Origin of the sequence: Kitasatospora sp. NPDC052896, from assembly GCF_044547075.1 — a bacterium.
GTDB lineage: Bacteria > Actinomycetota > Actinomycetes > Streptomycetales > Streptomycetaceae > Kitasatospora.
Window position 1 is genome coordinate 430628 of record NZ_JBITZU010000002.1, and the last position, 24773, is coordinate 455400.

Genomic DNA, 24773 nt, shown 5'->3' on the forward strand with positions numbered 1-24773 from the left:
TCACGGACCGGGGCACGGGCCGGGTCGGACAGTGGCCGAAAGCCGACGGCCGCTCAGGAGTTGTAGGTGCCCTGGGCCCGCTCCAGACCCTCCGTCAGCAGCGCCTCCACCGAGTCGGCCGCCCGGTCCACGAACCAGTCCAGCTCCTTGCGCTCGGCCGTGGAGAAGTCCTTGAGCACGAAGTCGGCGACCTCCATCCGGCCGGGCGGACGGCCCACCCCGCAGCGCACCCGGTAGTAGCCCGGGCCGAGCGACTTGGTGATCGACTTCAGCCCGTTGTGGCCGTTGTCGCCGCCGCCGAGCTTGAGCCGCAGCGCCGCGTAGTCGATGTCCAGCTCGTCGTGGATCGCCACCACCGCGTCGGTGGGCGCCTTGTAGAAGTCGCGCAGCGCGGTGACCGGGCCGCCGGAGAGGTTCATGAAGGACATCGGCTTGGCCAGCACCACCCGCTGCCCGGCCAACCGACCCTCGGCGACCTGGGCCCGGCTCTTGTGCGCCTTGAACTTCGCGCCGATCCGCTCGGCCAGCAGGTCGACGACCATGAAGCCGACGTTGTGCCGGTTGCGGGCGTAGCCCTCCCCCGGGTTGCCCAGGCCGACGATCAGCCACGGCCCTGTGTACTCGTCACCCATCTCCGCTCCTCATCCAGTCCGTTTCCATGGTCACCCAATTCTCTGGTCGCGGCCGTGCCGCTCCTCCGCCGCGGGCGGGTGCCGCCGCTCCGACACACCGCTGCCCCGGCCCCCTGGAGAACCAGGGAGCCGGGGCAGCGGTCAGGTACCGGGTGGGGCTCAGGCCTCCGCGGCGGCCTCCTCCTCGGAAGCCTCCTCCTCGGCCGGGGCAGCCTGGGCGCCGATGATCTGGAGCACGACGGCGTCGGCCTCGACGGCCAGCGAGACGCCCTTCGGCAGCGCGATGTCGCCGGCGGTGATGGCGGCACCGGCCTCCAGGCCCTCGACCGAGACGGTGACCGACTCGGGCAGGTGGGTGGCCTCGGCCTCGATCGGCAGCGCGTTCAGCACGTGCTCGACCAGGTTGCCGCCGGGAGCCAGGTCGCCCTCGATCTGCACCGGGATCTCGACGGTGACCTTCTCGCCGCGCTTCACCAGCAGCAGGTCGACGTGCTCGATGGTGCGCTTGATGGCCTCACGCTGGACGGCCTTGGGCAGCACGAACTCGTCCTTGCCCTCGATCGGAACGACCAGCAGGGCGTTCGGGGTCTTCAGGGCCATCATCAGGTCGTGGCCGGGCAGGTTCAGGTGAACCGGGGCGTGGCCGTGGCCGTAGACCACACCGGGGACGAAGCCGGCCCGGCGGGCGCGGCGGGCGGCACCCTTGCCGAACTCGTTGCGGGGCTCGGCGGCAAGGCGGATCTCGGACACGACTGCACTCCTCGGAAGGCTGGCGCGGGGGTGCAGGCAACACTCGTACGGTCGTCATACGAGCCCCGGAAAGCGAGGAGCCGCCGGGACCACACCCTCAAGAACGGTGGGTTCGCTCGGCGGCGGACGACTCTGCCGATGACCGGGACTCCGGCCGCGGCAGCGCGTCGATCACGGAACCGGTACCCGTGCGGGCACACGGCGTCCCTCGCCGAGCAGTCTCACTACTTTAACCGCACCCCTCGGCAACCGTGAAATCGGCCCCGGTGCGAGATGCACCGGGGCCGAACATTCATCCAACAGTGGCGGATCAGTGCACACCCTCGAAGAGGCTGGTCACCGAGCCCTCCTCGAAGACCTCGCGGATCGCGGCGGCGATCGACGGGGCGATGGAGAGCGTGGTCACCTTGTCCAGCTGCAGCTCGGCCGGGGTGGGCAGCGTGTTGGTGAAGACGAACTCGCTCACCCGGGAGTTCTTCAGCCGGTCCGCGGCCGGGCCGGAGAGCACGCCGTGGGTGGCGGCCACCAGCACGTCGGCGGCGCCGTTCTCGAAGAGCGCGTCGGCCGCGGCGCAGATCGTGCCGGCGGTGTCGATCATGTCGTCGACCAGGACGCAGACCCGGCCCTTGACGTCACCGACCACCTCGGCGGAGAGGATGGTGTTGGCCGCGGTGATGTCCCGGCGCTTGTGGATGATCGCCAGCGGGGCGTCCAGCCGGTCGCACCACTGGTCGGCCACCTTCACCCGACCGGCGTCCGGGGAGACCACGGTCAGCTTGGAGCGGTCGACCTTCTCGCCGATGTAGTCGCAGAGCAGCGGCAGGGCGAACAGGTGGTCCACCGGGCCGGAGAAGAAACCCTGGATCTGCGCGGTGTGCAGGTCCACCGCCATCAGGCGGTCGGCACCGGCCTGGGCCAGCAGGTCGGCGATCAGCCGGGCCGAGATGGGCTCGCGGCCCAGGTGCTTCTTGTCCTGTCGGGCGTACCCGTAGAACGGCAGGATCGCGGTGATGCTCTTGGCGGAGGCCCGCTTCAGCGCATCGATCATGATCAGCTGTTCCATGATCCACTGGTTGATGGGAGCCGTGTGGCTCTGCATCACGAAACAGTCCGCTCCCCGGGCGGAGTCCAGGAAGCGGACGTAGATCTCACCGTTGGCGAAGTCGAGGGCCTTCGTCGGGACCAGCTCGGTGCCGAGCGCCGCCGCGACCTCCTTTGCCAGCTCGGGGTGGGCACGGCCGGAGAAGAGCTTCAGCTTCTTCTCACCCGACGTCGTGATCCCGCTCACTGCACCGTCTCCTCGCGTTGCTGCGCATGGTTCCGTCGCACCGCGCCCGGGCGGCGAGGCCGCCCGGGCCGGGGGTCGACGGGTTCGGGGTACGCCTCGGCACGGGCTACAGCCCCACGGCGCACGTATGTACACCAGGTTACGCGCCCGCGCGGAAAGCGTCCGTGCCGGTACCGCCGCTGGCACTCCCCGAAGGGCTGCTCAGGCCTCCGGCGTCCCGTCCAGCGCGGCGGTCGCGGCCTCGGCAGCCGCAGTACCGGGGCGCTTCCGCGCCACCCAGCCCGCCACATTGCGCTGCTGCGCGCGGCTCACGCCGAGCGCGCCCGGGGGCACGTCGCTGATGATCACCGAGCCGGCCGCGGTGTAGGCGCCATCACCCACCGTGACCGGTGCGATGAACATGTTGTCCGATCCGGTCCGGCAGTGCGCGCCGATCACCGTGCGGTGCTTGTTCACCCCGTCGTAGTTCACGGTGACCGAGGCCGCACCGATGTTGGTGCCCTCGCCGATGGTGGCGTCGCCGATGTAGGAGAGGTGCGGCACCTTGGCGCCCTCGCCCAGCTCGGAGTTCTTGATCTCCACGTAGGTGCCGGCCTTGGCCTTGCGGGCCAGCCGGGCGCCCGGCCGCAGGTAGGCGTACGGGCCGACCTCGCAGCGCTCGCCGATCTCGGCACGGTCCGCCGTGGTGTTGCTCACCTGCGCGCCGGCGCCCACCACGGTGTCGGTCAGCGTGCAGTTCGGGCCGACCCGGCAGCCCTCGCCGAGCCGGGTGGCGCCCTGCAGCTGGGTGTTGGGCAGCACCACGGCGTCCGGCTGGTAGCCCACCTGGACGTCGATCCAGGTGCTCGCCGGGTCCACCACGGTCACCCCGGCCCGCATCGCCCGCTCCAGCAGCCGGTCGTTGAGCAGCCGGCGGGCCTCGGCCAGCTGCACCCGGTCGTTGATCCCGAGGATGTCCCGGTGGTCCTCGGCGACCACCGCGCCGACCCGGTGCCCGGCCGAGCGCAGGATGTGCAGGGTGTCGGTGAGGTACTCCTCGCCCTGCGCGTTGTCGGTGCCGATCCGGCCCAGCGCCTCGGCCAGCAGCTTGCCCTCGAAGGCGTAGACGCCCGAGTTGATCTCCCGCAGCTCGCGCTGCTCCGGGCTGGCGTCCTTGTGCTCGACGATCGCGGTCACCGAGCCGTCCGCCGGGTGGCGCAGGATCCGGCCGTAGCCGGTCGGGTCGGGGACCACGGCGGTCAGCACGGTGACGCCGTTGCCCTGGGCGGCGTGCTGCTCGGCCAGGGCGCGCAGGGTCTCCCCGGTCAGCAGCGGGGTGTCGCCGGTGGCGACCAGCACCGTGCCGTCCAGCGCGACGCCGTCGGCGGCCAGCGCCTCCAGCGCGGTGCGCGCGGCGCTGCCGGTGCCGTTCTGCTGCTCCTGGACCACGGTCCGGGCCGCCGGGTGGTGCTCGGCCAGGTGCTCGGCGACCAGCTCGCGCAGGTGGCCGATCACCACGACCAGCTGCTGCGGCGCCAACTCCTCCGCCGCGGCGACCACGTGTCCGACCAGGCTGCGACCGCAGATCGGGTGGAGCACCTTCGGCAGGGTGGTGGACTTCATCCGGGAGCCCTCGCCGGCGGCAAGGACGATCACGGCGACGGGAGGGTTGGCGCTCACGCGGGGGGCTCCTTGGGACGACCGGAGGGCGGGAGGGCCCGGCGCGCGCTCCGCACGCCCGCACGCGGACCGATGACGAGAATAGCCGCGGGTCACCCGGGTCGCGCCAGCGAGCGGTGGGGGGGGGGGGGGGGGGGGGGGGGGGGGCGGGGGGGGGCGCCGGGCCGGCGGGGGGGGGGGGGGGCCCCCCCCCCCCCCCCCCCCGACCTGGTGCTCCGCCGGTTGGATTCGAACCAACACTGCAAGGCTTCAAAGGCCTGCGGGCTGCCGATTACCCCACGGCGGATGGCTGCTCAGACCATACCGGAGTCGTCAGCCGGCTGGGTATCGCCACCGATCCCGAGTGTGACGATCACGCCACCCGCACGGGTGCCCCGGTCGGCCGCGCTGCGCTTCCCATCGACCACCCGCAGTACCTACGATGCCGTAGGTTACGCAAACGTAGGCTCCGCCTCCACCGCAAGCTCCTTTCCCAAGGGACGCCCCCATGACCGTCCAGGCCGGCGAAGCGCCCATGAGCGCCGCCCCCACCCCCGCCTCGCAGACCTCCGCCACCCTCGGCGGCGAGAAGCAGGGTCCCGCCGAGCGCCTCGCCCTCGCCCTCTTCATCGTGCTGCCGTTCCTGGCCCTGCTGGCCGCCGTCCCGGTGGCCTGGGGCTGGGGGCTGGACTGGACCGACGTGATCATCGCGACGGTCATGTACTTCACCGCCTGCCACGGCATCACGATCGGCTACCACCGCTTCTTCACCCACCGCGCCTTCAAGGCCAACCGCCCGCTGAAGATCGCCATGGCGGTGGCCGGCAGCCTGGCCGTGGAGGGCCCGCTGGTCCGCTGGGTGGCCGACCACCGCAAGCACCACAAGTTCTCCGACAAGGCTGGCGACCCGCACTCGCCCTGGCGCTACGGCGAGACCGTGCCCGCCCTGTTGAAGGGCCTCTGGTGGGCGCACATCGGCTGGCTCTTCGACTCCGAGCAGACCCCGCAGCACGTGTACGCCCCCGACCTGGTCAAGGACCGCGACCTGCGGACCGTCTCGCGGCTGTTCTGGCTCTGGACCACCGTCTCGATGCTGCTGCCGGCGCTGGTCGGCGGGCTGGTCGGCGGCAGCTGGCAGAGCGCCCTGAGCGCCTTCTTCTGGGGCTCGCTGGTCCGGGTCGCGCTGCTGCACCACGTCACCTGGTCGATCAACTCGATCTGCCACGCGGTGGGCGCCCGGCCGTTCCGCTCCCGGGACCGCTCCGGCAACGTCTGGTGGCTGGCCGTGCTCTCCTGCGGCGAGTCCTGGCACAACCTGCACCACGCCGACCCGACCTCGGCCCGGCACGGGGTGCTGCGCGGCCAGATCGACTCCTCCGCCCGCCTGATCCGCTGGTTCGAGCTGGCCGGCTGGGCGCGGGACGTCCGCTGGCCCGACGCCGGGCGCATCGCCGCCCGGCGCGTCGCATGACCCGTCACCTGAAGCATGATGGAGGGGTGAACGGGAGCACAGGAGACACCGCAGACGGCCACCGCCCGCCCCCACGTGCCGGGGCGAGCCCGCAGGGCGCCGCTCGGACGGGCTCCGGGGCTCCGGCCCGCGCGCGCGGCGCGCGGGTCCGGATGACCGGCAAGCAGCGCCGTGAGCAGCTGCTGGAGATCGGCCGCTCGGTCTTCGCCGAGCGTGGCTACGACGGCACCTCGGTGGAGGAGATCGCCGAACGGGCCGGCGTCTCCAAGCCGGTGGTCTACGAGCACTTCGGCGGCAAGGAGGGGCTCTACGCGGTGGTGGTCGACCGCGAGATGCAGCTGCTGCTGGACATGGTCACCGGCGCGCTCACCGGCGGGCACTCGCGGGAGCTGCTGGAACAGGCCGCCTTCGCGCTGATGGACTACATCGACACCTCCACCGACGGCTTCAAGATCCTGGTCCGGGACTCCCCGGTCGCCCAGTCCACCGGCAGCTTCGCCTCGCTGATCAGCGACATCGCGACCCAGGTCGAGGACATCCTCGGACTGGAGTTCAAGGCCCGCGGCTTCGACCCCCGGCTCGCCCCGATGTACTCGCAGATGCTGGTCGGCATGGTGGCGCTGACCGGGCAGTGGTGGCTGGAGGTCCGCAAGCCGCAGAAGGCCGAGGTCGCCGCCCACCTGGTCAACCTGGCCTGGCACGGGCTGGAGGGGATGGAACGCCACCCGAAGCTGGTCGGTGACCGGCACAACTGAGGCCCCGTCCTGAAACCTCCCGGACACCTTCCGGCGTCCTGACGGTTTTCTCGACATCAAGAGGCTTCATATCGACAGAACCACCGATACACTGATCGCCATGGAGGACGAGGTCGACCGCCTGGTCGCAGCATGGCGCCGAGAGCGCCCCGACCTCGACGTGCAACCGCTCCAGGTGCTCAGCCGGGTCAGCCGGCTCGCCCGTCACCTGGACCGGGCCCGCCGTGCCGCCTTCGCCGAGCACGGGCTCGAGCCCTGGGAGTTCGACGTGCTGACGGCCCTGCGGCGGGCCGGCGAGCCCTACCAGCTCTCCCCCGGCCAGCTGCTCACCCAGACCCTGGTCACCTCGGGCACCATGACCAACCGGATCGACCGGCTGGCCGGCAAGGACCTGGTCCAGCGACTGCCCGACCCGGACGACCGGCGCGGGGTGCTGGTCCGGCTCACCCGCTCCGGCCAGGAGCGGGCCGACCAGGCGCTGGCCGGCCTGCTGGACCACGAGCGCCAGCTGCTCTCCGAGCTGTCCGGCGGTCAGCAGGCCGAGCTGGCCGCCCTGCTGCGGCAGCTGGTCGCGCCCTTCGACAACCTCCCGTAGCGGACGGCCCGTCAGGGTCCGGCGGGCGCCACCGCGGGCGGGTCCGCCGGCGCGATGCCGGCGCGGCGGGCCAGCGCCACCGCGGCCAGCGTCGAGTGCACCCCCAACTTGCCCAGCACGTTCTGCATGTGGGTGCGCACGGTGTGCGGGGAGAGGTACAGCCGCTCGGCCACCGCCTGCCGCCCCATCCCGGCCACCATGCAGCGCAGCACCTGCTTCTCGCGCGGGGTGAGCGAGTCCACCAGCCGCTCGCTCTCGGTCCGGTCCCGCCGCGCGGTGGTCAACTCCCGTACCACGCCGGTCAGCAGCGCGGGCGGCAGATGGGTCTCGCCACGCAGCACCCCGCGCACCACGGCCAGCAGCCGGCTCAGCGAGCTCTCCTTGGCCACCCAGCCAGCCGCTCCGGCGTAGAGCGCGCGGACGGCGCGCCGCGGGTCGTCCTCGGCGGCCAGCACCACCGCGCGCAGCCCGGGGTGGCTCTGGCAGGCCCGGCCGAGCAGGGTGATGCCGTCGGCCGCCCGCCGCCCGTCCGCCGCGGGCTCGGGCACCGGGCGCGCACCGGGCGGCACCCGGCCGGCCAGCGCGCTGCCGGCCTGCCGCGGCGCGGGCACCACGCCGACCGTGCGGCGCACCGGGGCCGGCGCGGGATCCGGCTCGACCGCCGCCCGGGGACGCCGGGGCGGCCCGAGCGCGGCGGGCGAGCCGAGGTCGGCGTCCACCAACAGCACGTCGAACGGCCGGCCGTCGGCCGCGGCGCGTTCCAGCGCCTGCTCGGCGGCGGGCGCGCTGCCGGCCGCCCCGACCTCGATCTCCGGCTCGGCGGAGAGCGCCGTAGCCAGGGCCTCGGCGAAGATGCGGTGGTCGTCGACCACCAGGACGCGGATCCGCGCCATGTCGGTATCCCCCCTGCTCGGGCGTCGGCCCCCACCGATACCGGACTCAGGGTACGGGGATGGCTGCGACGCGGCAGGAGTTCGGTGAAAATCGGTCAGAACGGGCCGCCCCGGCCAACCGGTCCGGTCAGCCGGTCCCGTCAGTCGATCCGGTGGGCGCCGGCCGAGGCCACCGCGGTGAAGACGCCCGGCACGGCGTACCCGGCCTCCCGGAACGCCGCGGTCACGCCCTCGGTGACCCCCGCCGCCCGGTCGGCCGGGACCAGCGCGATCACCGAGCCGCCGAAGCCCGCGCCGGTCATCCGGGCCCCCAGCGCGCCCGCCGCCAGCGCCGCCTCCACCGCGAGGTCGGTCTCCGGACACGAGACCCGGAAGTCGTCGCGCAGCGAGGCGTGGCCGGCCGTCAGCACCGGGCCGAGCCCGGCCGGGTCGCCGGCGTCCAGCGCCGCCACCGCCCGGCCGACCCGGGCGTTCTCGGTCACCACGTGCCGCACCAGCGGGCCGAGGTCGGCCGGCAGCCGGTCCAGTGCCGCGGACAGCCCGTCCGGCGCGAGGTCGCGCAGTGCGGGCAGCCCGAGCAGCTCGGCGGCCCGCTCGCAGCCGGCCCGCAGCGCCGCGTAGGTGCCGTCCGCCAGGTCGTGCTTCACCCGGGTGTCCAGCACCAGCAGTCGCAGGTCGTGCGCCGCGAGCTCGAACGGGATCTGACGCTGCGTCAGATCCCGGGTGTCCAGCAGCAGGGCGGCCCCGGCCGTGCAGCAGGACGACGCCATCTGGTCCATCACCCCGCACGGCACCCCGCCGAAGACGTTCTCGGCCCGCTGCGCGACCAGCGCCGCGGCCGCCGGCGGCAGGTCCAGCCGGTAGAGGTCGCGGTAGGCCGCGGCGACCACGCAGCCCAGCGCGGCGGAGGAGGACAGCCCGGCCCCCATCGGCAGGTCGCTGTCCAGGTGGATGTCGGCGCCGCCCACCTCGTGCCCGGCCTCCCGCAGCACCTGGACCACCCCGGCCGGGAGGCTCGTCCAGCCGACGATGTCACCGGGGGCCAGCCGGTCGGTGGCCAGCTCGGCGAGCCGGCCGTCGCCCTGCGCGCTGAACAGCCGCAGCAGTCCGTCCGAGCGCCGCCGGGCCACCGCCCGGACGGACTGCCGGAGCGCGATCGGCAGCACGAACCCGTCGTTGTAGTCGGTGTGTTCACCGATCAGGTTGACCCGCCCGGGCGCCGCCCAGACCCCCTCCGGTGAGCCGCCGAAGACCCGCTCGAACTCGCCCCGCACCACGCGCTCCCGCCTCCGCCCAACGACGGACCAGTTACTCGGCCTGTCCTACTCGGCCTGGGCCTTGGCCACGGTGAAGGCCCAGGCGTCCGCCACGATGTCGTCCAGCTCGGGGCGCTTGGGCTTCCAGCCCAGCGCCCGGTGGGCCCGCTCGGCCGAGGCGACCAGCACCGCCGGGTCGCCGGCCCGGCGCGCGGCGATCTGCACCGGGATCTCCCGGCCGGTCACCCGCTTGACCGACTCGATCACCTGGTGGACCGAGAAGCCGCTGCCGTTGCCCAGGTTGCAGATCAGGTGCTCGCCCGGCTTCGCGGCGTCCAGCGCCAGCAGGTGGGCCTCGGCGAGGTCGGCGACGTGGATGTAGTCGCGGATGCAGGTGCCGTCCGGGGTCGGGTAGTCGTCGCCGTAGACGGCGATGTGCGGGCGCTGGCCGAGCGCCGCCTGGAAGACCAGCGGGATCAGGTGCGACTCCGGGTCGTGCCGCTCGCCGTACGTGGTGCCGGACGAACTCGCGTACGCGCCGGCCACGTTGAAGTAGCGCAGGCTGACCGCGGCGAGGCCGTGGGCGACCGCCTCGCTGGTGATCAGGTGGTCCACGGCCAGCTTGGTGGCGCCGTAGGTGTTGGTCGGGGCGGTGCGGGCGGTCTCCGCGATCGGGACCGCCTCCGGCTCGCCGTAGCAGGCCGCGGTGGAGGAGAAGACCAGCCGGCGCACCCCGGCCGCGCGCATCGCGCTGATCAGCTCCAGCGAGCCGGCCACGTTGTTGCGCCAGTACTTCTCCGGGTCCGCCACCGACTCGCCGACCTGCGAGGAGGCGGCGAAGTGCAGCACCCCGTCGAAGGAGTCGTCGAGCACCCGCGCGGCGTCCTGGATCCGGCCGTGCACGAACGCGGCGCCGGCCGGCACGCCCTCGCGGAAGCCGGTGGAGAGGTCGTCCAGCACCGTGACGGTGTGCCCGGCCTCCAGCAGGTGGGCGGCGACCACACTGCCGACGTAGCCGGCACCCCCGGTGACCAGGTACTTGCTCATGTTGCGACCTCCCGCAGGCGGTGTGCCGCCGCCTCCGGCGACACATCGTTGACGAACGCGTCCATGCCGGATTCGACCCCGGCGAGGAACTTCAGCCTGCCTACCGTACGTCGGATCGTGAACAGCTCCAGATGCAGTGCCAGCTCCTCCCCGCCGGACCGGGGTGCCTGGTGCCAGGCGGCGATGTACGGGGTCGGCCCGGGGCCGGGTCCGCCGCCCGGGCCGGGCGGCCCGAACAGCCGGTCGAAACGGCCCAGCAGGTCCAGGTAGAGGCGCGGGAACTCGGCCCGCTCGGCCTCGGTGAGCGCGGTCAGGTCGGGCACCCGGCGGTTCGGGTAGAGGTGGCACTCGTACGGCCAGCGGGCCGCGTACGGCACGAAGGCCGTCCAGTGCTCGCCGACCGCCACCACGCGGACGGGATCGGCCCGCTCGGCGGCCAGCAGGTCCTCGAACAGGTTGCGGCCGGTCCGGGCCCGGTGCTCGGCCGCGGCGGCCAGCATCCGGCCGGTGCGCGCGGTGGTGAACGGGAACGCGTAGATCTGACCGTGCGGGTGGGCCAGCGTCACGCCGATCTCCGCGCCGCGGTTCTCGAAGCAGTAGACCTGCCGGACGTCCGGCAGCGCGGACAGCTCGGCCGTGCGGTCGGTCCAGGCCTCCAGCACCAGGCGGGCCTTGGCCTCCCCGAGGGTGGCGAACGACGCCTGGTGGTCGGAGGTGTAGCAGACCACCTCGCACCGGCCGGTGCCCGGCCGCCCCTGCCGCAGCGGCTCGTCCAGGGCGGCGACCCGCACCGCGGCGTCGGCGGCCAGCGAGGGGAAGCGGTTCTCGAAGACCACCACGTCGTAGTCGGCGGCCGGGATCTCGCTCGGCCGGCCCTCGCGGGAGGGGCAGAGCGGGCACTCGTCGGCGGGCGGGAGGTAGGTGCGGCCCTGCCGGTGGGCCGCCACGGTGACCCAGTCGCCGAGCACCGGGTCGCGGCGGATCTCGGAGAGGCTGGCCACCGGTTCCAGCGGCCGCCGGTCCGGCGCGTCGCGCGACACCGACTCGTCACGGTCGTAGTAGATGAGCTCGCGACCGTCCGCCAGCTTGGTCGTCGTCTTCCGCACGGTCTCCGCCTCTGCTGCCTTCGTCCGCCGGGCTGCCAACATAATCAAACATTACCCATCAGCAGTCAACAGTGCGGCACGCACGCGGGCGCCCGGAAAAGCACCGAGGGCGGGCGCCCGGTGGCGCCCGCCCTCGCTTCTTCCGCTTCCTAGTCCCGCACCAACCGGGCCAGCAGCCCGGTCCGGTCCGCCACCGCCGCCGCCTCCAGCCGGGTCCGGGCGCCCAGCTTCATCAGCACCCGCTGGACGTGCGTCCGGGCGGTGCTGGGCGCGATCCCCATCCCCTGGGCGATCTCCTGGGTGTCCTGCCCCTCCGCGATCCGCGCCAGCACCTGCAGCTCGCGCCGGGTGAGCGCGCCCAGCAGTCGCAGCGCCTCGTCGTCCGGCTCGCGCACCGGGTGCAGCAGCCGCTCGAAGGAGGCCTGCAGCACCTCCACCGCCACCGCGGCCTCGCCGGCCCTGGCCCGGCCGATCGCGCGGTCCACCACCTCGATCCGCTCGTCGCTGCGCACGTACCCTGCCGCGCCCGCCGCGAAGGCGCCGGCCACCGCCCGCAGGTCGTCCACCGGGCCGAGCACCACCACGGCGGCCTCCGGGCGCTCCTGGCGCAGCCGCCGCACCGGCGCGAAGACCCCCGGCACACCCGGCCGGGCCACCCCGAGCAGGCAGACCTCCGGGCGGCGCTGCATCACCAGGTCGGCCGCGGCACCGGACGGGCTGCCCACCGCCAGCACCCGGTGCCCGCGCACCTGCAGCGCGGCGGCCAGCGCCTCGGCCAGCAACCGGTGATCGTCGACCACCACGAGCCGCACGCCCACGGCGTCCTCCCCCGTACCCTGCGCGAAGCCCGCGCGACGCGTACCGGTCGTACGCCACAGCACTGTTGACGCACCATCACAGCGCATCCGCCACCCGGACGCCAGCACGGGGAGCTGGGGGGAGGATAACGAAAGAGCGGACGACCGAGGGCCGCCCCGCAACGCCCGGGCAGCCGCCGGGCAAGCGCCCGGCGGACACCGAAGGGCGGACAACGAAGAAGGCCCCCGCCGTTATGGCGGAGGCCTTCTCGATGGAGCCCCCATGCGGAATCGAACCGCAGACCTTCTCCTTACCATGGAGACGCTCTACCGACTGAGCTATAGGGGCGAACCGGTCGAACGAGGAAGACTTTACATGGTCATCGGGCGGCTTGGGAAATCGGTGCCCGCCCGGGAGCCCACGCCGGGCACCGGCCCGCGCGCCCGCGCTCAGGCGGTGGAGGCCGCCGGGCCGCCGGCCGGCCGCGCCTGGTCCACCTGGTCCACCTGGTCAGCCGTCAGATCGCACCCGCCGGTCTCCGGCAACCCCCGCAGGCAGCAGAGCGCCAGCACGCCAAGCCCGGCCAGGTACCAGCCGACCGGGGTCGCCGTCCCGTAGACCGCGGTCATCCTGGTCGCCAGCAGCGGCGCGGTCCCGCCGCCGATCACCCCGCCGAGGTTGTAGGTGAGCGCGGCGCCGGTGTAGCGCACCCGGGTCGGGAAGAGCTCCGGCAGGTACGCCCCGACCGGCCCGAGCAGCAGCCCGAGCAGCGCCGAGGTGCCGGCCAGCGACAGCAGGATCAGCGTCGTCCGCAGGCTCTCCAGCAGCGGGAAGATCGACGGCGACCAGAGCACCGCCAGCCCGGTCGCCAGCAGGGTCACCCGGCGCCGACCCCAGCGGTCCGAGGCACCCGCGGCGAACCAGACGGTCAGCGCCCCGAGCGGCGCGGCGAGCAACTGCAGCGTGAGCATCAGCGTCCGGTCCAGGCCCAGCTGCGCGGTCGCGTAGCCGAGCGCGTAGGTGCCGCTGAGGTAGAAGAGCGCGTAGCCGAACGAGAGCATCCCGGCGCCCAGCAGCACCGGCCGCCAGTGCCCGCGGAGCACCTCCAGCACCGGCACGGCCGGCCGCTCGGCCGCCGCGTGCCGGGCGAAGACCGGCGTCTCGGCGATCCGCAGCCGGACGAACAGCCCCACTCCGACCAGCAGCAGCGAGCCCAGGAACGGCACCCGCCAGCCCCAGCCGGCGAAGTCCCGGTCGCTGAGGGTCGCCGAGAGGGCCAGGAAGACCGAGCCGGAGAGCAGCGAGCCGGCACACGGCCCGAGCTGCAGGAAGCCGGCGTACCGCCCGCGCCGGCCGGCCGGCGCGTACTCCGCCAGCAGCAGCGCCGCGCCGCCCCACTCGCCGCCCAGCCCCAGGCCCTGGCAGAACCGCAGCACCACCAGCGCCAGCGGCGCCCAGAACCCCCAGCGGCCGTACCCGGGCAACAGCCCGACGGCCGCCGTGGAGAGCCCCATCAGCAGCAGCGAGATCACCAACACGGCCTTGCGCCCCAGCCGGTCGCCGAAGTGGCCGAAGAACACCGCGCCGACCGGCCGGGCCACGAACGCCACCGCGTACACCGAGAGCGCGGCGAGCAGCGCCTCGGTCGCGCCGAGCACCGGGAAGAACTCCCGCCCGAAGACCAGCGCCGCGGCCAGCCCGTACAGGAAGAAGTCGTAGAACTCGATCGCCGTCCCGACGAAGGCGGCCACCGCCACCCTCGCCAGGCCCGGGTCCCGCTCTGACGCCAGCTCAGTCACCATGGACCCGACCCTGCCGGGCGGGCACCCGCCGACCAACCGCCACCCGGGTGACGAGGGCGCGGACCGTTCGCGGCCACCCTGGGGGCGTACGCCCGATCGTGGGAATCGACGGGTGGTGTGGCAGGTTGGATGGGGCGGGGAACCCCTCCGCGCCATCGACACCTGCACCTGCACCTGCACCTGCACCGACGGGACCGACGTGATACCCACCCCCGACGGCCCGGCCTGGTGGGCCCGGGCGGCCCGCCCGGCCCGCCCCGCGCCTCCCTGGCAGCTGATGGTCCGTGCGGCGCTCGGCATGGCCGTCCCGCTCTTCGCCGGGCTGGCCACCGGCCGGCTGGACCTCGGGGTGTTCGCCGGGCTCGGCGCGATGCACGCCACGATGAACGACCGGGTGGAGCCGACCGCGCTGCGGCTGCGGCGGATCGCGCCGGCGCTGGCCGCCTCCGCGCTGGGGATGCTGGTCGGCGCCACCCTGCAGCACCACCGGGTCGGCACCGAGGCGGCCGGCCTGACCCTCATCACGGTCGGCTTCGTCTCCGGCGCGGTCAGCGCGACCGGGCCGCGCGGTTCGGCGGCCGGGATGCTGCTGCTGGTGTCGGCGGCGCTGGGCGGCGGGATGGCGGCGCCGCACCCCTGGTGGGCGGGCGCGCCGATGATGCTGCTGGGCGCCGGGCTGGTGCTGCTGCTCGGGCTGCGCTACCGGTCGCGGCCGGCGACCGACCCGCGGGTCCGCGCGCTGGCCACCGTCTACCAGGCGCTGGGCGGTCTGCTGGCCGCGCTGGACACCCCCGACGGGCCCACCGCCCGCCGGGTGCTGACCGCCCGGCTGAACCAGGCGCAGGACCTGCTGCCGCACCCGCACCCGAACCGCCTCGAATCGCCGCGGCACCAGCGGGTGCGCCGGGCCTACGAGGCGGCGCTGGCCGCCTCCGAGACCGCCACCGCCCTGCTCTGGGCCCGCCGCCCGGTCCCGCCGGAGATCGCCGCGCTGCCCGGTCGGCTGGCCGCCGCGCTGGTCGCGGACGACGGGCCGGCGGCTGGACCGGACCGCGGGCCCGGCGGCGAGCCGGTCGGTGGGCCGGCGCGCGGGCCGGGCGGCGAGCCGGCGGCCGTGGCGGTGCCCGACTGGACGCCCGGTACCCCCGCGCTGCGCGCGCTGGACGCCGCGCTGCGGACCGCCGCCGACGCGGTGGCCGGCCGACCGACCGACCCGGCCACCGCCGTGCGCACCGCCAGCGCACCACCCGCGGACCCGTGGCGGCTGCGGGTGCGACTGCTCTCCCGCGGCTCGGTCCGCTACGGCCTGCGGGTCGCGCTCTGCATCGCCGCCGCCACCGCGGCCACGGCCTCGCTGCCGCTGAACCGCGCCTACTGGGTGCCGATGACGGTGGCCTTCGTGCTCAAGCCGGATCTCGGCTCGGTCTTCCTGCGGGCCGTCAGCCGATCGGTCGGCACCGTGCTCGGGGTGATGCTCACCGCCGGCGTGCTCGTGCTCACCACCGACCACTGGGTGCTCGCCGCGATCGCCGCCGTCTGCGTGGCACTGCTGCCCTACACGGTCGCCGCGCACTACGGGCTGAACACCGCGGTGATGACGCCGATGGCGCTGGTGCTGATCCAGCTGGCCGGCGGCAGCGGGGTGGCCGAGTTCTGGCCGCGGGTGCTGGACACCGTGCTGGCCAGCGTGATCGTGCTGCTGCTCGGCTACCTGCTCTGGCCCGAGCGGCCGCCGCACCGGCTGGAGCCACGGATCGTCGCGGCGGCCGGGGCGGTGCGCGACTACCTGGGCGCGGTGGTACGGCCGGACCGGGCGCCGGTGGCCGAGGTCTGGCTGCGGCGCACCGCGTACCGGGCGCTGGCCGACGCCCGCGTGGAGGTGCGCCAGGGGCTGGCCGAACCGCCCCCGGCCGGGCGGCAGGCGGAGGCCTGGCTGCCGGCCACCGCCGCGCTGGAACGGCTCAGCGGCGCCGTCGCGGCCTACGCGGCGCAGCTGCGCTACGGCGGCCAACAACCCGAACCCGCCGAGGTGGAGCGGGTGTTGGGAGCCCTCGACCGGCTCACCGAAGCGGCCCGGGCACACCGGCCGCCGACCGGCCGCACGGCACGGCCGACCGAGCCGCACAACCCGGCACACAGCGCGCTGGCCCGGGCCGCCGGGGAGCTGGAACAGCTGCTGGGCTGACCGGAGTTCGCGTCCGGTCAGCCCAACTCCGTTGCCACCGGGGCTGCTACTGGGCCTCCTCAGCCAACTCCAGCCAGGAGAGCTCCAGTTCCTCCTTCTCCTCCAGCACCTTGCGGAGCTGCCCGTCCAGCTCACCGACCTTGCCGAAGTCCGCGGCGTGCTCGGCGAGCTGGGCGTGCAGCTTGGCCTCCCGCTGCTCCAGCTTGGCGATCTGCCGCTCGATCCGCTGGAGCTCCTTCTTCGCGGCCCGGGTGTCCCCCGCCGACTTCGCCGGCCCGCCGACCGCGGCCGGCACGGCCACCGGCACCGCGGCGGCGACCACCGCGGCCCGCCGCTCCAGGTACTCGTCCACGCCGTTCGGCAGCATCCGCATCCGCCGGTCGCCGAGCAGCGCGTACACGGTGTCCGTGGTCCGCTCGATGAAGAACCGGTCGTGACTGATCACGATCATCGAGCCGGGCCAGCCGTCCAGCAGGTCCTCCAGCTGGTTGAGCGTCTCGATGTCCAGGTCGTTGGTCGGCTCGTCCAGGAAGAGCACGTTCGGCTCGTCCATCAGCAGCCGCAGCAGCTGCAACCGGCGGCGCTCACCACCGGAGAGGTCGCCGACCGGGGTCCACTGCTTGTCCTTGCCGAAGCCGAACTGCTCGCAGAGCTGGCCCGCGCTCATCTCCCGGCCCTTGCCGAGGTCGACCCGCGAGCGCACCTGCTCGACGGCCTGCAGCACCCGGGTGGCGGGGTCGAGTTCGGCCACCTCCTGGGAGAGGTAGGCCAGCCGGACGGTCTTGCCGACCTTGATCACCCCGCTGGTCGGCTGGACGTCCCCCTGCGAGGCGTACGCCACCTGCAGCGCACGCAGCAGCGAGGTCTTGCCGGCGCCGTTGACGCCCAGCAGGCCGATCCGGTCACCCGGGCCGAGGTTCCAGGTCAGCCGCTCCAGCAGCAGCTTGTCGCCGGCCTTGACGGTGACGTCGGCGAGCTCGAAGACGGTCCGGCCCAGCCGCGCGTTGGCGAACTTCATCAGCTCGGACTTGTCGCGCGGCTCCGGCACGTCCGCGATCAGCGCGTTGGCGGCCTCGATCCGGTAGCGCGGCTTGGAGGTCCGGGCGGGCGCGCCGCGGCGCAGCCAGGCCAGCTCCTTGCGGGCCAGGTTCTGCCGCTTGCTCTCCTCGGTGGCCTCGATCCGGGCCCGCTCGGCCCGGGCGAAGACGTAGTCGGAGTAGCCGCCCTCGTACTCCCGGACCTCGCCGCGCTGCACGTCCCACATCCGGGTGCAGACCTGGTCCAGGAACCACCGGTCGTGGGTCACGCAGACCAGCGCCGAACGGCGGTTCCGCAGGTGCTCGGCCAGCCAGGCGATGCCCTCGACGTCCAGGTGGTTGGTGGGCTCGTCCAGCACGATCAGGTCGGGCTCGCCGAGCAGCAGCTTGGCCAGCGCGATCCGGCGGCGCTCGCCACCGGAGAGCGGGCCGATCACGGTGTCCAGGCCGTCCGCGAAGCCGGGCAGGTCGAGGCCGCCGAACAGCCCCTGGATGATGTCGCGGATCCGGGCGTCGCCCAGCCACTCGTGGTCGGCCCGGTCGGCGATCACCTCGTGCCGGATGGTGGCCTTCGGGTCGAGTGAGTCGTGCTGGGTGAGCACCGCCATCCGCAGGCCGCCGGAGTGGGTGATCCGGCCGGTGTCCGGTTCCTCCAGCTTGGCCAGCATCCGGATCAGGGTCGTCTTCCCGTCCCCGTTCCGGCCGACCACGCCGATCCGGTCGCCCTCACTGACGCCGAGGCTGACCCCGTCCAGAAGGGCCCGGGTGCCGTAGACCTTCGTGACGGACTCGATGGTGGCGAGGTTGACGGCCACGTGCGCTGCGCTCCTGGGTTCGGTGGACTGGGCTCCCAAGAGTAGTCGGCCGGCCTCGAGCCCCTCCGCCCGAGTTCGCGGCCCACCGGCCCGGCCGTCGCGGCCGGCGACCGGCCGCGACGGCGCGGCGGACCTCCAGCGGCCCGGTGCCGTCGGTGGGCCGCGCGACGGCGACCGGCGATCACTCCCAAGGGTGATCGCCGGTCACTCCGGCAGAACCTCCGCGCCCGGCACCGGGCCGTACGTGGCCCGGGCCGTACGGCAGGTGCCCGAGGCGGCCAGGGCGGTGGCGATGGCAGCCGCCGACTCCGCGTCCGCGGCCAGGAAGGCGCAGGTCGGGCCGGAACCGGAGACCAGGGCGCCGAGCGCGCCGGCCGCGGTGCCGGCGCGCAGCGTGTCGGCCAGCGCCGGGCGCAGCGAGAGCGCGGCGGCCTCCAGGTCGTTGCCGAGCGCGGCGGCCAGCGCGGCCGGGTCGCCGGTGGCCAGCGCGGCGAGCAGGGCCGGGTCGGCGTCCGGGGTGGGCACGTCGGTGTCGGCGGAGCCGGTGCCGGCCGCCTCGCGCAGCCGGTCGCACTCGGCGAAGACGGCGGGGGTGGAGAGGCCGCCGTCGGCTACCGCGAAGACCCAGTGGAAGGCGCCGCTGACCGGCAGCGGTTCCAGCAGCTCACCCCGGCCGCGGCCCAGCGCCACGCCGCCGAGCAGCGCGAACGGCACGTCCGAGCCCAGCTCGGCGGCCAGCTCCAGCAGCACCGGCAGCGGGGTCTTCAGCTCCCAGAGCGCGTCGCAGGCGACCAGCGCGGCGGCACCGTCGGCGCTGCCGCCGGCCATCCCGCCGGCCACCGGGATGTCCTTGGCGATGTGCAGGTGGACCCGCGGTTCGACGCCGTGGTGCGCGGCGAGCAGCCGGGCGGCCCGAGCGGCCAGGTTGCTGTCGTCCAGCGGGACCTGGTCGGCGTCGGGGCCCGCGCAGCTGAGGGTGACGCCCTCCTCGGCCGGCGCGGCGGTCACCTGGTCGCCGAGCGCGACCGCGAAGAAGACGTTGGCCAGGTCGTGGAAGCCGTCCGGGCGGCGGCCGCCGACCCCGAGCTGGACGTTGACCTTGGCGGGCACCCGTACGGTGACCGAACCGGCGACGGGCGAGTGGGTCACAGCACGGGCACCTTCGGCTTGTGCTCGGCGATGGCGGCGAACTGCTCCACCGTCAACATCTCGCCGCGCAGGGTGTGGTCGATGCCGGCGGCCGCCAGGGCCTGCTCGGCGGCGGCGGGCGAGCCGGCCCAACCGGCCAACGCGGCCCGCAGCGTCTTGCGGCGCTGGGCGAACGCGGCGTCCACCACCGCGAAGACCTCGGCCCGGGTGGCGGAGGTGGTCGGCGGCTCGCGGCGGATCAGCGAGACCAGACCGGAGTCGACGTTCGGCGCCGGCCAGAAGACGTTGCGCCCGATCGCGCCGGCCCGCTTGACCTCCGCGTACCAGTTGGCCTTCACCGAGGGCACCCCGTACACCTTGTTACCGGGCCGCGCGGCGAGCCGGTCGGCGACCTCGGACTGCACCATCACCAGGGTGCGCTCGATGCTGGGGAAGGTGGCCAGCATGTGCAGCAGCACCGGCACGGCCACGTTGTACGGCAGGTTGGCGACCAGCGCGGTCGGCGCCGGGCCGGGCAGCTCGGTGACCTCCATCGCGTCGCTCAGCACCAGGTCGAAGTCGCCGGCCCGGGCGGGCATCCGGGCCGCGATGGTGCTGGGCAGGTGCTGGGCCAGCAGCGGGTCGATCTCCACCGCCGTGACGTGCGCGGCGACCTCCAGCAGCGCCAGCGTGAGCGACCCGAGCCCCGGCCCGACCTCGACCACGGCGTCCTCGCCGGTCACCTCGGCGGCCCGGACGATCCGGCGCACGGTGTTGGCGTCGATGACGAAGTTCTGCCCACGCTGCTTGGTCGGGCGGACCCCGAGCGCGGCGGCCAGCTCCCGGATGTCGGAGGCGCCGAGCAGGTGGCTGTCGGAGGCGGGATCGGTGGTACTCACCGCCTAAGGATAAGGGCGGTCCCACCCCTCGCGGCTCGACGACCTGCCTCAGTAGCCGAAGGCCCGGGCGGTGTTCCCGGCGATCGCCGCGGCCAGGGTGTCCTCGGGCAGGGCCAGGGTGGCGGCCATCGAGCGGAGGGTGACCGGGATCAGGTACGGGGCGTTGGGACGGCCGCGGTAGGGGTGCGGGGTCAGGAAGGGCGCGTCCGTCTCGATCAGCACCCGGTCCAGCGGGGTGACCGCGAGGGCGTCGCGCAGCGGCTGGTTGGCCTTGAAGGTGACCGGGCCGGCGAACGAGAGGTACCAGCCGTGCTCGGCGCAGACCTTGGCCATCTCGGCGTCGCCGGAGTAGCAGTGGAAGATCGTCCGCTCGGGCGCGCCCTCGGCCAGCAGCACGTCGATGACGTCCTCGTGGGCGTCCCGGTCGTGGATCACCAGCGCCTTGCCGTGCCGCTTGGCGATCTCGATGTGCCGGCGGAACGACTCCTTCTGGATGTCCACCCCCTCCGGGCCGGTGCGGAAGTAGTCCAGCCCGGTCTCGCCGACCGCGACCACCTGCGGCAGCGCGGCCAGCCGGTCGATCTCGGCCAGCGCCTCGTCGAGCGCCGCCGAGCCGCCCGGCGAGCGGCGCTGCCCGGACCAGCCGTCCCCGTCGCCGAGCACGATCCGCGGCGCCTCGTTCGGGTGCAGCGCGACCGCGGCGTGCACCTGCGGGTACCGCTCCGCCAGCCCGGCCGCCCAGCGCGAGCCCGGCAGGTCGCAGCCGACCTGCACCACGGTGTCGACCCCGACCGAGGCCGCCTTGGCCAGCGCCTCCTCCGGGGTGCCGGACTGCATGTCCAGGTGGGTGTGCGAGTCGGCCACCGGCACCGCGAGCGGCGCGGGCAGCGGGGGCGGGGTGGAGCGGTCGTCGTCCTTGGCAGCCATGGTCCCCGAGCCTAACCGCGCGGGGCCCGACCACGCGGCGGGGCCGCCCCCGAACCGTTTCTTCCGCGGTGAGGACGGCCCTGCGGGCGGGGAACTACGCCTTCGGCAACCAGAACTGGTACCACCTGGTCCGCAGCCGGCGCGGCCCGGTCGGCGCCGGGGCGGCCGACGGGGCGGCGGGCTCGCCGTGCGCGGCGTAGCCGGGCGCGTGGTGCCAGTTGTGCTCGACGGTGGCGACCCGGCCGGCGCGCATGATCCGCACGGTGTGGCCGCCGCAACCCGGGCAGCTCGGCTTGAGCAGCGGGGACGGAACCCGGACGCCGTTGGCCCGGTACTGGATCACCGTGTGCCCGTCCCGGGCCCGGTGGTGCTCGATGTCGTACGCCTGTTCCCAGCCGTAACCGCAGCTCAGGCACGCGAAGGAGTAGGCCTCCCGGACCACGTCCACCGCTCCGCGCAGCGCGGCGGCGGAGCTGGCGGCCGACGGCTCGCCGGGTCCGGGGCGGGTGGCCGGTTCCTGGTCCGGGCCCGGCTTCAGTCCGGTCCCGGGGGTGCCACCCAGAGGGCTACCGATTGTCTCGCTCATCGCGGTCTCCCAGCGCCCGCCGGACGTTCGTCCGGTCCGGGTCTTTCCATCCGATGGAATGCCCAAGCGCCCTGGGGCGATACCCGGCTTGCCGAGACTTGGCCGGGTGTTGGCCATCCCTGTACGAATCCCCGACAAACCCGCAGCTCAGCGAGGGTTTATCGGGTATCCGCTTTACCTTTTCCAACGGGCTGTCCGGCGTGCGCGGAGGTCCTTTCGACGACCGGCGTACGCGGCGGGCGCCCGTCATTCCAAGGTACGCGCGGGCGGCCCGGGACGCGCGGGACGACCGGGAAGGCCCCAACAGCCCCACCGGCCCCGCTCAGCCGCCGTGCTTGGCCGCCACCACCGCGTCGAAGACCTCCCGCTTCGGCAGCCCCAGCTCCGCCGCGACCGCGGCGATCGCCTCCTTGCGCCGCTCCCCCGCCTCCTCCCGGGTGGCCACCCGGCCGGCCAGCTCCGCCGGGCTCAGCTCCGCGGGCGCGGCCGGCGGAGCGCCGCCGACCACCACGGTGATCTCGCCGCGCACCCCCTCGGCGGCCCACTCGGCCAGCTCGCCGATCGGCCCGCGCCTGACCTCCTCGTAGGTCTTGGTGAGCTCCCGGCAGACCGCGGCCGGTCGGTCCGCGCCGAACGCGTCGGCCATCGCGGCCAGCGTCTCGGCGATCCGGTGCGGGGCCTCGAAGAAGACCATGGTGCGCGGCTCGGCGGCGATCTCGGCCAGTTGGCGGGCCCGGTCGCCGGCCTTGCGCGGCAGGAAGCCCTCGAAGGTGAACCGGTCCACCGGCAGCGCGGAGAGCGCCAGCGCGGTGAGCACCGCGGACGGGCCGGGCACGGCGGTGACCTTGACGTCCGCGGCGACCGCGGCGGCCACCAGCCGGTAGCCAGGGTCGGAGACCGAGGGCATGCCCGCGTCGGTGACCAGCAGCACCCGGGCGCCGCCGGTGAGCGCCTCGACCAGCTCCGGGGTCCGGCCGACCTCGTTGCCCTCGAAGTAGGAGAGCACCCGGCCGGCCGGCGTCACGCCGAGCGCCTGGGTCAGCCGGCGCAGCCGCCGGGTGTCCTCGGCCGCGATCACGTCCGCCGAGGCCAGCTCGGCGAGCAGCCGGGGCGGCGCGTCCGCGACGTCGCCGATGGGGGTTCCTGCCAGCACCAGTACACCTGTCACCCGGCCATCCTCGCAGGCCGCGGGGGGAGCCCGGAGATTCCCGGGAGATTGGTGACGAACCGGGCAGCTTCGGAGGGAGCGGCCCTGCCGCAGGAAGGCGCCCCTACGATGTCCGGGTGAGTGGCGAGACGGCAGCAGAGACGGTGGCGGAGGCCCCCGCGGACCCCGCGGCAGGCCCCGACGGCTCCGAGGAGGCCGGTCCGGCCCGCCCGGCGGGCGTCGGCTGGCGCGCCCGGCTGGCCGGCTACGGCTACCGCGCGCCCGAGCGGACCCCGCTCGCCGAGCGGCTGGTGCCGCCGATGCCGGACGGCCCCGGGGTGACCCCGGCGGTCGTCGCGCCCTCGCCGCTGCTGCTGCGCGCCGGGATCCGGGTCCCGGCCGGGCTGTGGGCCTGGCTCTGCCGCTGGTCCGGCTGGCTGGGTCCGCTGGCGGTGGCGGTCTTCGGCGGCGTGCTGCGGTTCACCAACCTGGGCAGCCCGAACGCGATCATCTTCGACGAGACCTACTACGCCAAGGACTCCTACGCGCTCTGGCACGGCGGCTACGAGATCGCCTGGCCGGACGACGCCAACGGGCAGATCCTGCTGCCGCACCAGACCATCCCCTACACCAGCGCGCCGTCCTTCATCGTCCACCCGCCGATCGGGAAGTGGATCATAGGTCTGGGCGAGCAGATCTTCGGGATGCACCCGTTCGGCTGGCGGTTCATGGTCGCCCTGCTCGGCACGCTCTCGATCCTGATGCTCGCCCGGATCGCCCGCCGGCTCTTCCGCTCCACCCTGCTCGGCTGCGTGGCCGGCCTGCTGCTCTCGGTGGACGGGCTGCACTTCGTGATGAGCCGCACCGGGCTGCTCGACCTGATCGTCATGTTCTGGATCCTGGCCGGCTTCGGCTTCCTGCTGCTCGACCGGGACCACACCCGCGGCCGGATCGCCCGGCTGCTCGGCGAGACCACCGACGCGCGGGTGGCGCACCGGATGCGGTTCGGCTGGCGCCCGTACCGGCTGGCCGCCGGGGTCTGCGTGGGCCTGTCCTGCTCCACCAAGTGGAGCGGCATGTACGTGGTCGCGTTCTTCGGTCTGCTCACCGTGCTCTGGGACGCCGGCGCGCGCCGGATGGCCGGGGCCCGGCGGCCGTACTGGTCGACCCTGGTCCGGGACGGGCTGCCGGCCTTCGCCTCGATCGTGCTGGTCTCGCTGGTGGTCTACGTCTCGTCCTGGGCCGGCTGGTTCGCCAGCAGCACCGTGCCGGGCAAGGGCGGCTACGACCGCGGCTGGGCGCTCGGGCGGCACGGGCTCTCCACCGAGTTCGTCACGCTGCCGGTCCTCGGCAAGGTGAAGATGCCGTTCCAGGTGGACATGAGCTGGGTGCCGGCCAGCCTGCGCTCGCTCTGGCACTACCACAGCCAGATGTACGAGTTCAACATCAACCTGCACAGCCCGCACGTCTACCAGTCCAACCCGTGGAGCTGGCTGCTGGACGCCCGTCCGGTCTCCTTCTACTACGACTCGCCGCGGTTCGGGGAGAGCGGCTGCAAGGCGAGCCAGTGCGCCTCCGAGGTGCTCGCACTGGGCACCCCGCTGCTCTGGTGGGCCGGGATCATCGGCTTGGCGTACTGCCTCTACCGTTGGGCGCTGCGGCGGGACTGGCGGGCCGGGGCGGTGCTCTGCGGACTGGGTGCGGGCCTGCTGCCCTGGTTCGAGTACCAGGACCGGACCATCTTCTTCTTCTACGCGGTGGCCTTCGTGCCGTTCCTGGTGCTGGCGGTGACCATGCTGATCGGCGCGCTGATCGGACCGGCCACGGCCACCCGCGAACGGCGGCTGATCGGCGGGGCGGCGGCCGGCCTGCTGGTGCTGGCCGTGATGTGGAACTTCCTCTACTTCCTGCCGCTCTACACCGGTCAGGTCATCCCACTGTCGGACTGGCGCTCCCGGATGTGGTTCACCACCTGGATCTGAGCCCCCACCACCGGTTCACCACCCGGTCCGACCAGG

At 74.1% G+C, this 24773-nt stretch carries 21 protein-coding genes and 2 tRNA genes; 5 read left to right on the forward strand and 18 right to left on the reverse strand.

All coding sequences use genetic code 11. The features are described 5' to 3' along the window. Positions 1-53 precede the first annotated feature (53 nt). From pth to ACIGXM_RS08065, 5 genes are all read right to left on the reverse strand, one after another. Entirely contained in the window at positions 54-632 is a 579-nt protein-coding gene (gene pth, locus ACIGXM_RS08045; RefSeq protein WP_396558052.1) for an aminoacyl-tRNA hydrolase, read from the reverse strand. A 159-nt stretch (positions 633-791) separates the two neighbouring features. Next, positions 792-1382 carry a 50S ribosomal protein L25/general stress protein Ctc gene (locus ACIGXM_RS08050; protein ID WP_396558054.1) on the reverse strand — a complete coding sequence of 197 codons (591 nt, stop codon included), beginning with the start codon at positions 1380-1382 and terminating at the stop codon, positions 792-794. Positions 1383-1692: 310 nt separating this feature from the next. Next, positions 1693-2670: a ribose-phosphate diphosphokinase gene (locus tag ACIGXM_RS08055; protein ID WP_396558056.1), complete on the reverse strand. Its 978-nt coding sequence runs from the start codon at positions 2668-2670 to the stop codon at positions 1693-1695. Between the two features lie 201 nt (positions 2671-2871). Continuing rightward, positions 2872-4329, reverse strand: coding sequence for a bifunctional UDP-N-acetylglucosamine diphosphorylase/glucosamine-1-phosphate N-acetyltransferase GlmU (glmU, locus tag ACIGXM_RS08060; protein ID WP_396558058.1), 1458 nt, complete (start codon positions 4327-4329; stop codon positions 2872-2874). A gap of 213 nt (positions 4330-4542) precedes the next feature. Next, positions 4543-4615 (reverse strand) — tRNA-Gln (locus ACIGXM_RS08065). Positions 4616-4816: 201 nt separating this feature from the next. On the opposite strand from ACIGXM_RS08065, the gene ACIGXM_RS08070 reads away from it, so the two are divergent. From ACIGXM_RS08070 to ACIGXM_RS08080, 3 genes are all read left to right on the forward strand, one after another. Next, positions 4817-5779 (forward strand): acyl-CoA desaturase, encoded by a 963-nt coding sequence (locus tag ACIGXM_RS08070; RefSeq protein ID WP_396558060.1) that lies wholly within the window; start codon positions 4817-4819, stop codon positions 5777-5779. 26 nt (positions 5780-5805) lie between these two features. Beyond that, on the forward strand, positions 5806-6534 hold the full coding sequence (locus ACIGXM_RS08075) for a TetR family transcriptional regulator (RefSeq protein ID WP_396558062.1): 729 nt from the start codon (positions 5806-5808) through the stop codon (positions 6532-6534). A 100-nt stretch (positions 6535-6634) separates the two neighbouring features. After that, the gene (locus ACIGXM_RS08080) at positions 6635-7129 is read left to right on the forward strand and encodes a MarR family winged helix-turn-helix transcriptional regulator (protein WP_396558064.1); all 495 of its coding nucleotides are present in this window, start codon (positions 6635-6637) and stop codon (positions 7127-7129) included. A gap of 11 nt (positions 7130-7140) precedes the next feature. Here the strand turns inward: ACIGXM_RS08080 and ACIGXM_RS08085 are convergent, their stop codons facing one another. The 7 genes from ACIGXM_RS08085 to ACIGXM_RS08115 form a co-directional block, all read right to left on the reverse strand. Continuing rightward, complete coding sequence (locus ACIGXM_RS08085) at positions 7141-8022, reverse strand: LuxR C-terminal-related transcriptional regulator (RefSeq protein ID WP_396558066.1); 882 nt, start codon at positions 8020-8022, stop codon at positions 7141-7143. Between the two features lie 140 nt (positions 8023-8162). Continuing rightward, complete coding sequence (galK, locus tag ACIGXM_RS08090; protein WP_396558068.1) at positions 8163-9299, reverse strand: galactokinase; 1137 nt, start codon at positions 9297-9299, stop codon at positions 8163-8165. A 45-nt stretch (positions 9300-9344) separates the two neighbouring features. Continuing rightward, on the reverse strand, positions 9345-10325 hold the full coding sequence (gene galE, locus ACIGXM_RS08095) for a UDP-glucose 4-epimerase GalE (RefSeq protein WP_396558070.1): 981 nt from the start codon (positions 10323-10325) through the stop codon (positions 9345-9347). Next, positions 10322-11431, reverse strand: coding sequence for a galactose-1-phosphate uridylyltransferase (gene galT / locus ACIGXM_RS08100; protein WP_396558072.1), 1110 nt, complete (start codon positions 11429-11431; stop codon positions 10322-10324). The genes galE and galT overlap by 4 nt, the downstream gene beginning before the upstream one ends. Before the next feature lie 149 nt (positions 11432-11580). Continuing rightward, on the reverse strand, positions 11581-12249 hold the full coding sequence (locus tag ACIGXM_RS08105) for a LuxR C-terminal-related transcriptional regulator (protein ID WP_396558074.1): 669 nt from the start codon (positions 12247-12249) through the stop codon (positions 11581-11583). A 252-nt stretch (positions 12250-12501) separates the two neighbouring features. Then, positions 12502-12577: transfer RNA gene (locus ACIGXM_RS08110), tRNA-Thr, on the reverse strand. A gap of 101 nt (positions 12578-12678) precedes the next feature. Continuing rightward, the gene (locus ACIGXM_RS08115; protein WP_396558076.1) at positions 12679-14031 is read right to left on the reverse strand and encodes an MFS transporter; all 1353 of its coding nucleotides are present in this window, start codon (positions 14029-14031) and stop codon (positions 12679-12681) included. Positions 14032-14143: 112 nt separating this feature from the next. Between ACIGXM_RS08115 and ACIGXM_RS08120 the strand changes: the two genes are divergently transcribed. Continuing rightward, complete coding sequence (locus ACIGXM_RS08120; RefSeq protein ID WP_396558078.1) at positions 14144-16216, forward strand: FUSC family protein; 2073 nt, start codon at positions 14144-14146, stop codon at positions 16214-16216. 46 nt (positions 16217-16262) lie between these two features. Here ACIGXM_RS08120 and ACIGXM_RS08125 read toward each other — a convergent pair whose 3' ends face one another. The 6 genes from ACIGXM_RS08125 to rsmI form a co-directional block, all read right to left on the reverse strand. Then, on the reverse strand, positions 16263-18068 hold the full coding sequence (locus ACIGXM_RS08125) for an ABC-F family ATP-binding cassette domain-containing protein (protein ID WP_396558080.1): 1806 nt from the start codon (positions 18066-18068) through the stop codon (positions 16263-16265). Between the two features lie 204 nt (positions 18069-18272). Beyond that, positions 18273-19217: a 4-(cytidine 5'-diphospho)-2-C-methyl-D-erythritol kinase gene (locus ACIGXM_RS08130; RefSeq protein ID WP_396558082.1), complete on the reverse strand. Its 945-nt coding sequence runs from the start codon at positions 19215-19217 to the stop codon at positions 18273-18275. Beyond that, on the reverse strand, positions 19214-20095 hold the full coding sequence (rsmA, locus tag ACIGXM_RS08135) for a 16S rRNA (adenine(1518)-N(6)/adenine(1519)-N(6))-dimethyltransferase RsmA (RefSeq protein ID WP_396558084.1): 882 nt from the start codon (positions 20093-20095) through the stop codon (positions 19214-19216). Before rsmA ends, ACIGXM_RS08130 begins: the two co-directional genes overlap by 4 nt. 48 nt (positions 20096-20143) lie before the next feature. Beyond that, positions 20144-21022, reverse strand: coding sequence for a TatD family hydrolase (locus ACIGXM_RS08140; protein WP_396558086.1), 879 nt, complete (start codon positions 21020-21022; stop codon positions 20144-20146). Positions 21023-21116: 94 nt separating this feature from the next. Next, positions 21117-21608 (reverse strand): hypothetical protein, encoded by a 492-nt coding sequence (locus ACIGXM_RS08145; RefSeq protein ID WP_396558088.1) that lies wholly within the window; start codon positions 21606-21608, stop codon positions 21117-21119. Positions 21609-21930: 322 nt separating this feature from the next. Further along, positions 21931-22776, reverse strand: coding sequence for a 16S rRNA (cytidine(1402)-2'-O)-methyltransferase (gene rsmI, locus ACIGXM_RS08150; RefSeq protein WP_396558090.1), 846 nt, complete (start codon positions 22774-22776; stop codon positions 21931-21933). Between the two features lie 116 nt (positions 22777-22892). Here rsmI and ACIGXM_RS08155 point away from each other — a divergent pair, with 116 nt between their 5' ends. Further along, the gene (locus tag ACIGXM_RS08155; protein ID WP_396558092.1) at positions 22893-24737 is read left to right on the forward strand and encodes a dolichyl-phosphate-mannose--protein mannosyltransferase; all 1845 of its coding nucleotides are present in this window, start codon (positions 22893-22895) and stop codon (positions 24735-24737) included. Positions 24738-24773 lie beyond the last annotated feature (36 nt).

Excerpts from the sequence above, each read along its gene's own strand:
- galE (WP_396558070.1), bottom strand. The coding sequence starts at position 10,325 with ATGAGCAAGTACCTGGTCACCGGGGGTGCCGGCTACGTCGGCAGTGTG.
- ACIGXM_RS08080 (WP_396558064.1), top strand. The coding sequence starts at position 6,635 with ATGGAGGACGAGGTCGACCGCCTGGTCGCAGCATGGCGCCGAGAGCGC.
- ACIGXM_RS08070 (WP_396558060.1), top strand. The coding sequence starts at position 4,817 with ATGACCGTCCAGGCCGGCGAAGCGCCCATGAGCGCCGCCCCCACCCCC.
- ACIGXM_RS08140 (WP_396558086.1), bottom strand. The coding sequence starts at position 21,022 with ATGGCTGCCAAGGACGACGACCGCTCCACCCCGCCCCCGCTGCCCGCG.
- ACIGXM_RS08085 (WP_396558066.1), bottom strand. The coding sequence starts at position 8,022 with ATGGCGCGGATCCGCGTCCTGGTGGTCGACGACCACCGCATCTTCGCC.
- ACIGXM_RS08145 (WP_396558088.1), bottom strand. The coding sequence starts at position 21,608 with ATGAGCGAGACAATCGGTAGCCCTCTGGGTGGCACCCCCGGGACCGGA.
- pth (WP_396558052.1), bottom strand. The coding sequence starts at position 632 with ATGGGTGACGAGTACACAGGGCCGTGGCTGATCGTCGGCCTGGGCAAC.
- ACIGXM_RS08115 (WP_396558076.1), bottom strand. The coding sequence starts at position 14,031 with ATGGTGACTGAGCTGGCGTCAGAGCGGGACCCGGGCCTGGCGAGGGTG.